The following is an 11,528-nucleotide window of genomic DNA, read 5'->3' as shown; positions in this document are numbered from 1 at the left end:
GGGGGCGCTGGTATCATCCCCCCCGCCGCCCCTCGTCGCTGCTCGGCGTCAGCTACTCATTGCCAGCTGCACATTGCCAGCTTCTCAGCGCTGATGAGCAGTGCTGGCGGCTCAGTGGCCTTCGGTCTGCAAGCGCTCCTGAGCTTCGACGATCAGCTGCTCGGCATCGGCGGCCGAACCCCACGCGTCGACCTTGACCCACTTGCCGGGCTCCAGATCCTTGTAGTGCTCGAAGAAGTGCTCGATCTCCTTGCGGGTGTACTCCGGGATGTCGGCGACGTCCTGGATGTGCGACCAGCGCGGATCCTTGTGCTGCACCGCGATGACCTTGTCGTCGCCGCCGGCCTCGTCGCTCATCTTCAGCACGCCGACGGGGCGCACCTTGATGCCGACGCCGGGGAACACCGGGTAGTCGAGCAGCACGAGCACGTCGAGCGGGTCGCCGTCCTCGCCCAGGGTCTCCTCGAAGAAGCCGTAGTCGGTGGGGTAGACGAAGCCCGTGTAGAGCACGCGGTCGAGGTAGACGCGACCGGTCTCGTGGTCGACCTCGTACTTGTTGCGGCTCCCCTTCGGGATTTCGATGACGGCGTCGAATGCTGCGGCCATGATCCTGCTCTCTCGGTTGGGCGGCCCTCGCCGGGCCGATGATGCATTGCGGGTTCCAGGGTACCCGACGCCCCGAGCCCTCACCCGTCGTTCGGCTCTCACCCGTCATTCGGACCGAAACGCCGATTCTGCTCCGAAATTCGGGTGAGAGCCGAACGACGGGTTGCGGCACGGGTTGCGGAACGGGGCGCGGTAGCGTGGGGGCGTGGTGCAACGCGCGATTCTCGAAACCCGGCTCGCGGTGCGGCGTGCGCTCGATGCGGCAATGCGGCGCGGGCTGCAGGGACCGCCGACGCTCGCCGCTTTCGAACCGCTCGCTCCCGGCGCCCTCGTGCTCGTCGCGCTCTCGGGCGGCGCCGACTCCCTCGCGCTCGCCGCAGCCGCCGCGGCCGAGGCGCCGAAGCTCGGCCTGCGCGCCGGCGCCGTCGTCATCGACCACGGGCTGCAACCCGAGACGGCAGAGGTCGCGGAGCGCGCGGCTCGGACTGCGGGGGAGTGGGGCCTCGCCCCCGTGCTCGTGCGCCGTGTGACGGTCGGCAGCGGCGGGCTCGGACCCGAAGCCGCCGCGCGCGACGCGCGGTACGCCGCCTTCACCGCGGCCGCCGCCGAGACGGCCGCCGCCGCAGTGCTCACCGCGCACACCCGTGACGATCAGGCCGAGCAGGTGCTGCTCGCGCTCGCCCGGGGCTCGGGTACTCGCAGCATCGCGGGCATTCCGCACGCGCGTTCGCTCGCGGAGAGCACGGCGCTCGCAGAAGGGGCGGGACACGCCGTCGTGCTGCGCCCCTTCCTCGGCGAGGCGCCCGAGATCACGCGCACGGTCACCGAGCAGGCGTGCCGCGAACTCGGCGTCGCACCGTGGTGCGACCCGCACAATCGCGACGCCGTCTTCGCGCGGGTGCGCGTACGGCGCCGCGTGCTGCCCGTGCTCGCCGACGAGCTGGGGGCAGGCGCAGCCGCCGGGCTGGCCCGTTCGGCCGACCTCGCCCGCGAAGACGCCGACGCGCTCGACGCGCTCGCGGCAGAGCTCGCCGAGCGGGCCCTCGCGGCATGCTCCGATGCCGAGCGCCTCACCGTGCCGGCGGCGGTGCTCGCCGCGGCTCCGGCCGCCCTCAGGAACCGGGCCGTTCGTCTGCTCGCCATGCGCGGCTTCGGGGCGCACCTCGACCGCGGGCACGTGCTCGCCGTCGCCGCGCTCGCCACCGGACCGCGGGGTCGCGGCCCGGTGTTCGTGCCCGGCATCCGCGTGTCGCGCTCGGGCGACCGGCTGATCTTCGATGAACAACGAGGATCTCCCCGGGATGCCGACCCCGAGTCGGCAGTACAGTAGTCGCATGGATTCGAAACAGCTGGGTGACGAACTGACCGTCGTGCTGCATTCCGAGGCCGAGCTGCATGCGCGACTCGCGGAGATGGCGCGTGAGATCGAGGCCGACTACGACGCGGAGCACCCGCCGCTGCTCGTGGGCGTGCTCAAGGGCGCTGTCATGGTGATGGCCGATCTGGCGCGCGAACTGCGCTTCCACGCCCAGATGGACTGGATGGCGGTCTCGTCGTACGGCGCCGGCACCAAATCGAGCGGCGTCGTGAAGATTCTGAAAGACCTCGACGCCGACATCACCGGCCGAGACGTGCTCATCGTCGAGGACATCATCGACTCGGGCCTCACCCTCTCGTGGCTGAAGGACAACCTCGAGAGCCGCGGCGCGCGCTCCGTGCGCATCTGCACCATGCTGCGCAAGCCGAAGGCGCTCAAGGTCGAGGTCGATGTCGCCTATGTCGGCTTCGACATCCCCGTCGAGTTCGTCGTCGGCTACGGCCTCGACTACGCCGAGGATTACCGCAACCTGCGCGACGTCGCGATTCTCGCCCCGCACGTCTACACCGAAGAGGGCTAGCAGCCGGCGTCGCGGCTGCGACGGGGCCCGGGGCGGGCGCTGCGCCATGATCCCTGGCGAGCAGCCCCCGCGAGATCGCCCCGCTGCGCCCTGAGCGTACACGGGCGCCGCATCAGGCTCGTGCCAGCGGTGTTCGTTACGCTATCAACCAGCCGGAGACCTCTGGCACGACCATCTCGAAAGGCGCCGACTTGGCAGAGAATTCGACGAAGAGCCCCTCGAAGAGCCGCAAGCTGCTGCGCGGACCGCTGCTCTACCTGGTGCTCGCGCCGCTCATCGTGCTGATCGGGTGGTCGCTGCTCTCGGGCGGCAGCACCCGCGAGATCTCGACCGAGCGCGGCCTCGAGATGCTCGCCGACGGCGGTGTGAAGCAGGTCGAGATCGTCGACGGAGACCAGCGCGTCAACATGACGCTCGAGAAGGCCGACAAGAAGGCCGGCACCGACAGCGTCTACTTCTTCTACGTCACGCCGCGCGGCGAGGACGTGGTGGCCGCGGTCGACGGCGCGAAGCTGAAAGACGGCTACACCGACAAGGTGCCGCAACCGAACCCGCTGTGGTCCCTGCTCGGCTTCCTGCTGCCCATGCTGCTCATCGGCCTGCTGATCTGGTGGATGCTGTCGTCGATGCAGGGCGGCGGGCGCGGCGTCATGCAGTTCGGCAAGAACAAGGCCAAGCTCATGTCGAAGGACATGCCGCAGGTCACCTTCGCCGATGTCGCGGGCGCCGACGAGGCCGTGGAAGAGCTGCACGAGATCAAGGACTTCCTGCAGGATGCATCTCGGTTCCAGGCCGTGGGCGCGCGCATCCCCAAGGGCGTGCTGCTCTACGGCCCTCCCGGCACGGGCAAGACGCTGCTCGCGCGCGCCGTCGCCGGCGAGGCGGGCGTGCCGTTCTACTCGATCTCGGGCTCCGATTTCGTCGAGATGTTCGTCGGCGTCGGCGCGAGCCGCGTGCGCGACCTCTTCAAAGAGGCCAAGGCGAACGCTCCCGCCATCATCTTCGTCGACGAGATCGACGCCGTCGGCCAGCGCCGCGGCCAGGGCATGGGCGGCGGCCACGACGAGCGCGAGCAGACGCTCAACCAGTTGCTCGTCGAGATGGACGGCTTCGACCCGAAGACCAATGTCATCATGATCGCGGCCACCAACCGCCCCGACATGCTCGACCCGGCGCTCTTGCGCCCCGGCCGCTTCGATCGCCAGGTCGGCGTCGACGCGCCCGATATGCCGGGCCGCCTCAAGATCCTCCGGGTGCACTCGAAGGGCAAGCCGCTCTCGCAGAACGTCGACCTCGACGTCGTGGCGCGCAAGACGCCCGGCTTCTCCGGAGCCGACCTCGCGAACGTGCTCAACGAGGCCGCCCTGCTCACGGCCCGCTCGAACGCGCAGCTCATCGACAATCGCGCCCTCGACGAGGCGATCGACCGCGTCATCGCGGGCCCCCAGCGCCGCACCCGCGTCATGAAGGATCGCGAGAAGCTGATCACCGCCTACCACGAGGGCGGCCACGCGCTCGTCGCGGCGGGACTCAACCACACCGACCCCGTCACGAAGATCACCATCCTGCCGCGCGGCCGCGCCCTCGGCTACACGATGGTCATCCCGCTCGAGGACAAGTACTCGGTCACCCGCAACGAGCTGCAGGATCAGCTCGCCTATGCGCTCGGCGGCCGCGTCGCCGAAGAGCTCGTCTTCCACGACCCCACCACCGGTGCGGGCAACGACATCGAGAAGGCGACCGGCACGGCCCGCAAGATGGTCACCGAGTACGGCATGACCACGACCGTCGGCCCGGTGAAGCTCGGGCAGGCGCAGCCGGGCGCGTTCATGGGCGACTTCGGCCAGAGCCGCGACTACTCCGAGGGCGTGGCCGTCACCATCGACACCGAGGTGCGGGCGCTGCTCGAGCAGGCCCACGACGAGGCCTACGAGGTGCTCGTGATGAACCGCGACATCCTCGACGACCTCGCGCGCGAGCTGCTCGAGAAGGAGACGCTCGACCACAACCAGATCGCCGAGATCTTCCGCGACGTCAAGAAGCTGCCCGAGCGCCCCATCTGGCTCTCGAGCGGCGACCGCCCGGTGTCGGACCGCCCGCCGATCGAGGTGCCCGCATCCGTGCGCACCGACGGCGAGCGCGCGAACGCCGCGGGCGTCGAAGTATCGGGCGGCGATTCCGAAGGCGCCGCGGTCGTGCCCGGCGGCCCGTCGCCGGCGCCCGCTCCGCAGCCCTCGCCGCAGCCCGAAGCGCCGAACCTCGAGGGCGCCGTCGTGCTGCCCGAACCGCCGGCCGCCGATCCGGAGCCTGCCGCGGAGCCGGAACCGGCCGCCGAGCCGGCCGCCGATCCGCAGACACCGCTCGCGCCGGGCGAGAGCAGCCGGCCGCCCCGCAATCTCGGCATCCGCGATAGCGACGACGGAAGGTAAGCCGCATGGCTGCACGCACCGGCCCGATGATCATGGGCGTGCTGAACATCACGCCCGATTCGTTCAGCGACGGCGGCGCCTACCTCGAACCCGAGGCCGCGCTCGAGCACGCGCGCGGCCTCGTCGCGCTCGGGGCCGACCTCATCGACGTCGGCGGCGAATCGACCCGGCCGGGGGCCGTGCCGGTGCCGCGCGATGAGGAGCTGCGCCGAGTGCTGCCCGTCGTGCGGGCGCTCGCCGACGAGGGCATCGCCGTCTCGATCGACACGATCCACGCCGAAACGGCGCAGGCCGCCGTCGCCGCGGGGGCGCGCTACATCAACGACGTCTCGGGCGGGCTGCACGACCCGGGCATGTTCGCCGCCGCAGCCTGGGCATCGGCCGAGCACGGAGCCCGCTACATCATCAGTCACTGGCGCGGCATCCCCGACACCGCGCACGAGCGCTCGCACTACGACGACGTCGTGGCGGAGGTGCGCGACGCCCTCGCCGGCCTCGCCCGCGAAGCGATCGACGCGGGAGTCGACCCCGCGCACATCATCGTCGACCCCGGCCTCGGCTTCGACAAGACCGGCGCGCAGAGCTGGGAGCTCTTGAACGGCATCGGGGCGCTCGCGTCGCTCGGGTACCCGGTGCTCATCGGCGCCTCGCGCAAGCGCATGATCGCCGAGGCGCTGCGCGACGTGCACGGCTACTCGGGCACCCCCGAGGAGCGCGACCTCGCGACGGCCACCGCGAGCGCGCTCGCGGCCCGCGCCGGCGTCTGGGGCGTGCGCGTGCACGACGTCGGGGCGACCGTGCAGGCGCTCGCCGTCGAACGGGCCTGGGGCGCGCCGCGCCGCGCCGACGCGCCGGGTGCCGCACAGACCGGCGCCGCTGCGGGTGCCGGCACCGCCTCCGGCGCACGTCACGGCCGCCGCGAGACCCGCGACCGCATCGCCCTGACCGGTCTCGAAGTATTCGCCCACCACGGCGTGTTCGAATTCGAACGCGAGCAGGGCCAGCGCTTCCTCATCGACGCCGCCGTCACCGTCGACCTCGAGGCCGCCGCCGCGAACGACGAACTCGGCCGTACCGTGCACTACGGCGAACTCGCCGAAGCGATCGTCGCCGACGTGAGCCGCGACCCCGTCGACCTCATCGAGACCGTCGCCGAACGCGTCGCCGCGACCGCGCTCCGCTTCCCGGGCGTCATCGAGACCGAGATCACGGTGCACAAGCCCGAGGCGCCGATCGACGCCGTCTTCGCCGACGTCTCCGTCACCGTCGTGCGCCGGGCCGAGGAGGCGCGGTGATCGCGCAGATCGTGCCGGTGCTCTTCGCCTTCGGCGCCAATCTCGGCGACCGCGGCGAGACCATCATCGCGGCGCAGCAGGCGCTCGCCGAGACGCCGGGCATCACCGGCTTCGTCGCATCGCCGCTGCGCGAGTCGATCGCCGTCACGCTCGACGGCCCCGACCCCGACGCACCGCGCTACCTCAACGGCGTCGCGGCCGCCCGCACGACCCTCGAACCGCACCGCCTGCTCGACGAGATGCAGCGCATCGAGCACGAGTTCGGCCGCGTGCGAGACGTGCGCTGGGGGGCGCGCACCATCGACATCGACCTGATCCTCTACGGAGGTCGCGTCATCGCCGACGAACGCCTCTCGGTGCCGCACCCCCGCGCCCACGAACGCGATTTCGTGCTCTCGCCCTGGCTCGACCTCGACCCGAACGCGGTGCTGCCCGGCCACGGCCGGGTCGCCGACCTGCTCGCGCGCATCGGCGACGGTACGACGCCGCTGGCGGCGATCCCTGGCGAGGACACCGGTGCGAACACCCCCGGTGCGCCTGCCCCCGGTACAGGTGCCACCGGAACCGATGCCGCGGGCGGCGGAGCGCAGAGCTGACGATGCGCAGGATCGACCGGATGAACCCGCAGGTGACGGCGGCCGCTGCCGCGATGGGGGCCGCTGTCGGCCTCGTCGTGGAGTTCGCGCTCTCGGGCCGCGGGGCCGCGCCGTTCGTACCGCCGATCTCGCTGCCGGTGACGCTCGCGCTCATCTCGGCCGTGCTCGTCTGCTTCGGGGTGCGCCTGCGCCGCACCATCGCGAAGCGCCCGGGGGCCGTGAATCCGTTCCACGCGGTGCGTCTGCTGGCGGCGGCCCGCGCCGGCCAGCTCGTCGGCGCCCTGCTCGGCGGCCTCGGCGGCGGCTTCGCGCTCTCGCTCATCGGCCGCACCGTGCCCGCCCCCGTCGAGATGTGGCTGCCCATGGTGCTCACCCTCGCGGCCGGCGCAGCGCTCGTCGTCTGCGCCGCGATCACCGAGCACCTCTGCCGCGTACCCCCGAGCGACGACCCCGACGGCGACGGCGACGATGCCGCGCCCGGCCGCGCCGAAGGCACCGCATACCGTAAACAGCCCGACGCCGATCTAAGGTAGAACCCGTGACCACACTGCGAGAATTTGCGACGAAGTACTCGGCCCTCGAAGAAGAGGAGATCGAGTGGCTCGAACGCCTCACCCTCGACTGGTCGCTCATCGCCGACCTGTCGCTCAGCGACGTCGTGCTCTGGGTGCCCACCGAAGACGGTGAATACCTGGCCGTCGCGCACAGCCGCCCGGCGGGCTCCGTGACCCTCTTCTACCGCGAGGTCATCGGCGACTTCCTGCGCTCGGATTGGCGCAGCCTCGTCGACGAGGCGATGGAGACCGGTCGGCCCGCCATTTCGACGTCGCCCGCCTGGTACGAGGAGAACCCGATGCGTCTCACGGCGCACGCGGTGAGCCGTCGCGACGAGCACGGCGAACTGCACGGCCCCTTCGCCGTCGCCACCGTGCACTCGAGCGTCGTCGACTCGCAGAACGCCTCGCGCATCGGCGCCGCCTTCCACGAAGTCGCCGACGACCTCTTCGACATGATGGAGCAGGGCCTCTTCCCGCCGAAGGGCAACACCCGCGGCGGCGAGCAGGGGTCGCCCCGCGCCGCCGACGGCCTCGTCAGGCTCAACCTCGACGGCACCGCCGAGTTCGTGAGCCCGAACACGCAGTCGACCTTCGCGAGCATCGGCTACCGCGATGAGATCGAAGGCGAGAACTTCGCCGACGTCGTCGCCGAGGTCGTCAAGGGCCAGTTCGACACGAACGAGTCGCTACCGCTCATCGCGCAGGGCAAGGTCGCCAAGCGCGCCGAGTTCGACGTGCGCCGGCACACGATCACGCTGCGGTCGATCCCGGTCGTCCGCGACGGCGCCCGCGTCGGCGGCATCGTGCTCACCCGCGACGTCACGGAGCTGCGCCAGCAGGCGCAGGAGCTCGTGACGAAGGATGCGACGATCCGCGAGATCCACCACCGCGTGAAGAACAACCTGCAGACCGTGGCGTCGCTGCTGCGCGTGCAGGCCCGCCGCGCCCGCAGCGAGGAGGCGAAGCAGGTGCTCGGCCAGGCCATGCGCCGCGTCGCCGCGATCGCCGTCGTGCACGACACGCTCGCGACCGGCCTGTCGCAGATCGTCGACTTCGACGAGGTCTTCGCCCGCGTGCTCGGCCTCGCCGCCGAGGTCGCCAGCCTGCACAACACGACCGTGCACCCGCGCAAGGAAGGCGAGTTCGGCAAGCTGCCCTCGGAGTACGCGACCCCGCTCGCGCTCGCGCTCACCGAGATCGTCACGAACGCCGTCGAGCACGGCCTCGCCGGCAGCGAGGGCGAAGTCGTCACCCGCGCCGACCGCAACCCCGAACGGCTCATCGTCGAGGTCATCGACACCGGCACCGGCCTGCCCGGCGGCACCGTCGGCGACGGTCTCGGCACGCAGATCGTGCGCACCCTCGTCGAGGGCGAGCTCGGCGGGTCGATCTCGTGGGGCCCCGACGAGCGCGGCGGCACCCGCGTCGTCATCGAGGTTCCGCTGCACTGGATCTCGACGCAGACCCGCGAGATCCCGCGCGTCGAGGCGTAGTCGGCGGTCGTTGATCCTCGAGCCGTGAGCTCCCTCGGATCTGAGCGCTCGTTCGGACGTTTCGAGGCGAATCGGTCCGAACGAGCGCTCATCTCCGAACGAAGTCGCACTGCTCCTTTGTGTGGCCGGCGGAGAGTGCTGCAGAGTTCGAAAGCGCGAGCCGTGCGGCGAGTCAGCGGCGGGTCGAGCGCGCCCCGCGGATCACGACGACGATGCCGACGACGAGCAGCAGCGCTCCGAGGCCGACGATGGTCGCGGCGACCCACCAACCGGTGTCGGAGGCTCCCGAACCGAAGACGCGCTGCGCGACGTAGCCGCAGAAAGCGAGCACCAGCGCTCCCCAGACGATGGGGCCGGTGCGCGGGCCCGGCTTGACGACGCGATCGGTTACCGGTGTCGCCGATGCGCTGACCTGCGGTCCCGGCGGAACGTGCGCGGTCGCCGGCGCAGCCTGATCGCCAGCAGGCGCTGCGCCTTCGTACGCGGGCCCGGTCTGCGGAGGACCGGTCGGTGCAGGCCCGAACCGTGCGGGTTCGAGCTGCTCGGGGTCGAGCTGCTCGGGTACGGAGCGTTCAGGCTCGAACGGTGCGGGCCCGGTGCGGTCGTGCTCCGTGCTCTCGAACCCGGTGCTCTCGAACCCGGTGCTCTCGGATCCCGTGCGATCGTTCGCCGGGCCGCTGTGGTCGCTCATCGCGTGTGCTCCTGTTCAACGTTCGGTGCGGCCGCGCTCGCGGCCCCCACCGTGCTCAGCTGCTTCGCTGCGGCAGACGAACTCGACTCCGTAGCGGAGAAGGTGACGTCGCCGCCGAGCAGATAGATCGAGACCTGTGCCGGCGCGTTGGCCTCGGCCGGTTTGGCCGCGTCGGCCGACTGGTCGGTGCTGCCCCGCGAATCGTCGCGGTTCGCGGAGGTCTGAGGATCGACCGTGATCGACCGCCGCAGCAGTACGCCGGCCTCGTACCCGGAGTCCTCGCCGCGCCCCGCCTCCTCGCTGCCCACGCGGCCCGCGAGCACGCGCACCTCGATCTGCGCCGCGGCGTTCTCGGGCAGCACGATGTCCGAGCGCCCTGCGAGCTGCCAGACGACGATGTCGGAGGCATCGGTGCGGAGATCGAGATCGCTCAGATCGACCTGCGTCGTACCGGCGACTACCACGGTGCCGGTCGCCCGCTGCCCGTCGATCGCGACGGTGCCGAAGGGCTGGAACGTCGACCCGACCGGCAAAGCGACCGTCGCGAAGAGGCCGACGACGCCGCAGAACGAGAGAAAGCCGATCCAGCCGGTGTGCCGCCCGCGCACGCCGGCGACGATGAGGGAGATCGCGAGCACCGCGAGCGCCGCAGTGATGCCGGCCACGAGCGCCGGCGGGCCGCCCGTGCCGATCTTCCCCTCGAACGCCGCGGTATCGAGCGATGAGACCTGCAGGGCCGCGGCCCCGCCCGCGAGCAGCGCGCAGGCCAACGAGATCACGACGTGCCCCGCGCCGAGCTTATGCGCGTCGTGGTGCTCGGAGTAGCGGGCGGTCCACTCGTCGGCCTGCTTGCCGACATCGGCGCCCCAGCGGTTCGCGCGCTCGCCGAGGTCGCGGCCCCACTGCTCGGTGCGCTCGCCGATATCGCGCGCCCAATCCTCGGGGTGCGAACCCGGACGCGAACTCGAACTCGCCCTTGCGTTCGGCCCCGCGTCCGTGCCCGCGCTGAAACCGGCACTCGTGCCGGTGCCCGGGGCCGGCTCCGCGTATGCGGCCCCGGCGCTCGAGGCGTGAGCCGTCGTGGTCTGAGTGGGGTCGGTACCTGCGGAGAACGTCGCACCGCCCGCGGGCGCCGATTCAGCGCCGGGCTGTGGAGGTGCGCTCGACGCGGGGGACGACGGTGCGAAAGACGACGGTGCGGAAGACGACGACGCGGGGGACGACGGCTCGGACGACGCGGAAGGCGCGGAGGCGCGCTGCGATCCGAGATCCCTGCCGCGCTGCAGCAGCACGCTGTGCACCCAGAAACCCGCGGCGACGAGCACCGTCAGCCAGAAGCACCACGCGATCGTGACGCGCAGCCAGTGGGGAAACCCGAGCATGTCCCACACGCCCCAGCCCCAGATGCTGAGCGACGGGGTGATGCCGGCGCCGAAGACCATGCCGAGGAACGCCGGGAATACGACGACGCCGACGAGTACGATCGCCCCCGTCAGTACCCCGGCCGATGCTCGCCCCCGGACGATGTCCTCCGCATGGATTCGGCCGGTGTCGTCGGGGAGCAGCAGCCAGCCCGCGAGGTAGAGCAGCAGCCCCGGCCCGCCGAGCAGCGCGAGCACGACGAACGCGCCGCGCACGATGAGCGGGTCGATGCCGGCCTTCGCGGCGATGCCGCCGGCGACGCCCGCGAACCAGTGCTCCTGGCCGCGGATGATGCCGAGGCCGCGCAGCCAGGCGAAGAACCCGCCGTTCGAAGGGCGGTGCGGGCCGGTGCCGTGGGGTCCGGTTCCGTGGGGCCCGGTTCCGTGAGGTCCGGTGCCGTGGGGTCCGGTGCCGTGTGGTCCGTGCGGGCCGGCGCCGTGCGGGTCGGCGGGGCCTCCTGCTGGTGGTGTCGTGTGCATACTTCGAGTCTGGCGCTTCGCCGACGGGCGGGCCATCGGGGATCCCCCTGATTCGCCCCTGA

Annotated in this window: 10 protein-coding genes; 7 read left to right on the top strand and 3 right to left on the bottom strand. The window is 71.5% G+C overall.

What is annotated here, in order from left to right; genetic code table 11:
- Positions 1–111: 111 nt before the first annotated feature.
- Complete coding sequence (gene ppa, locus NHL51_RS12825) at positions 112–606, bottom strand: inorganic diphosphatase (protein WP_434144362.1); 495 nt, start codon at positions 604–606, stop codon at positions 112–114.
- A 265-nt stretch (positions 607–871) separates the two neighbouring features.
- Here ppa and tilS point away from each other — a divergent pair, with 265 nt between their 5' ends.
- From tilS to NHL51_RS12790, 7 genes are all read left to right on the top strand, one after another.
- Positions 872–1,936, top strand: coding sequence for a tRNA lysidine(34) synthetase TilS (gene tilS, locus NHL51_RS12820; protein WP_434144363.1), 1,065 nt, complete (start codon positions 872–874; stop codon positions 1,934–1,936).
- Positions 1,937–1,940: 4 nt separating this feature from the next.
- Positions 1,941–2,504 (top strand): hypoxanthine phosphoribosyltransferase, encoded by a 564-nt coding sequence (hpt, locus tag NHL51_RS12815; protein WP_434144360.1) that lies wholly within the window; start codon positions 1,941–1,943, stop codon positions 2,502–2,504.
- A 191-nt stretch (positions 2,505–2,695) separates the two neighbouring features.
- Positions 2,696–4,933, top strand: coding sequence for an ATP-dependent zinc metalloprotease FtsH (gene ftsH, locus NHL51_RS12810; protein WP_434144358.1), 2,238 nt, complete (start codon positions 2,696–2,698; stop codon positions 4,931–4,933).
- Positions 4,934–4,938: 5 nt separating this feature from the next.
- Positions 4,939–6,228 (top strand): dihydropteroate synthase, encoded by a 1,290-nt coding sequence (gene folP / locus NHL51_RS12805; protein ID WP_434144356.1) that lies wholly within the window; start codon positions 4,939–4,941, stop codon positions 6,226–6,228.
- The gene (gene folK, locus NHL51_RS12800; protein WP_434144354.1) at positions 6,225–6,824 is read left to right on the top strand and encodes a 2-amino-4-hydroxy-6-hydroxymethyldihydropteridine diphosphokinase; all 600 of its coding nucleotides are present in this window, start codon (positions 6,225–6,227) and stop codon (positions 6,822–6,824) included. The genes folP and folK overlap by 4 nt, the downstream gene beginning before the upstream one ends.
- A 20-nt stretch (positions 6,825–6,844) precedes the next feature.
- Positions 6,845–7,357 carry a DUF3180 family protein gene (locus NHL51_RS12795; RefSeq protein ID WP_434144352.1) on the top strand — a complete coding sequence of 171 codons (513 nt, stop codon included), beginning with the start codon at positions 6,845–6,847 and terminating at the stop codon, positions 7,355–7,357.
- A gap of 5 nt (positions 7,358–7,362) precedes the next feature.
- On the top strand, positions 7,363–8,874 hold the full coding sequence (locus NHL51_RS12790; RefSeq protein ID WP_434144351.1) for a sensor histidine kinase: 1,512 nt from the start codon (positions 7,363–7,365) through the stop codon (positions 8,872–8,874).
- A 172-nt stretch (positions 8,875–9,046) separates the two neighbouring features.
- Here the strand turns inward: NHL51_RS12790 and NHL51_RS12785 are convergent, their stop codons facing one another.
- Positions 9,047–9,565, bottom strand: a complete 519-nt coding sequence (locus NHL51_RS12785; RefSeq protein ID WP_434144349.1) for a hypothetical protein — start codon at positions 9,563–9,565, stop codon at positions 9,047–9,049.
- Positions 9,562–11,466: a PspC domain-containing protein gene (locus NHL51_RS12780; protein ID WP_434144347.1), complete on the bottom strand. Its 1,905-nt coding sequence runs from the start codon at positions 11,464–11,466 to the stop codon at positions 9,562–9,564. Before NHL51_RS12780 ends, NHL51_RS12785 begins: the two co-directional genes overlap by 4 nt.
- Positions 11,467–11,528: the final 62 nt, after the last annotated feature.

The sequence above is a fragment of the Leucobacter sp. gxy201 genome (assembly GCF_051043335.1).
Classification (GTDB): Bacteria; Actinomycetota; Actinomycetes; order Actinomycetales; family Microbacteriaceae; genus Leucobacter.
This window is presented reverse-complemented; position numbering and strand designations above follow the sequence as displayed.

What these genes read in the sequence shown, in the direction of transcription:
- ppa (WP_434144362.1), bottom strand. Translation starts at nt 606, where the DNA reads ATGGCCGCAGCATTCGACGCCGTCATCGAAATCCCGAAGGGGAGCCGC.
- tilS (WP_434144363.1), top strand. Translation starts at nt 872, where the DNA reads ATGCGGCGCGGGCTGCAGGGACCGCCGACGCTCGCCGCTTTCGAACCG.
- hpt (WP_434144360.1), top strand. Translation starts at nt 1,941, where the DNA reads ATGGATTCGAAACAGCTGGGTGACGAACTGACCGTCGTGCTGCATTCC.
- folP (WP_434144356.1), top strand. Translation starts at nt 4,939, where the DNA reads ATGGCTGCACGCACCGGCCCGATGATCATGGGCGTGCTGAACATCACG.
- NHL51_RS12795 (WP_434144352.1), top strand. Translation starts at nt 6,845, where the DNA reads ATGAACCCGCAGGTGACGGCGGCCGCTGCCGCGATGGGGGCCGCTGTC.
- NHL51_RS12785 (WP_434144349.1), bottom strand. Translation starts at nt 9,565, where the DNA reads ATGAGCGACCACAGCGGCCCGGCGAACGATCGCACGGGATCCGAGAGC.
- NHL51_RS12780 (WP_434144347.1), bottom strand. Translation starts at nt 11,466, where the DNA reads ATGCACACGACACCACCAGCAGGAGGCCCCGCCGACCCGCACGGCGCC.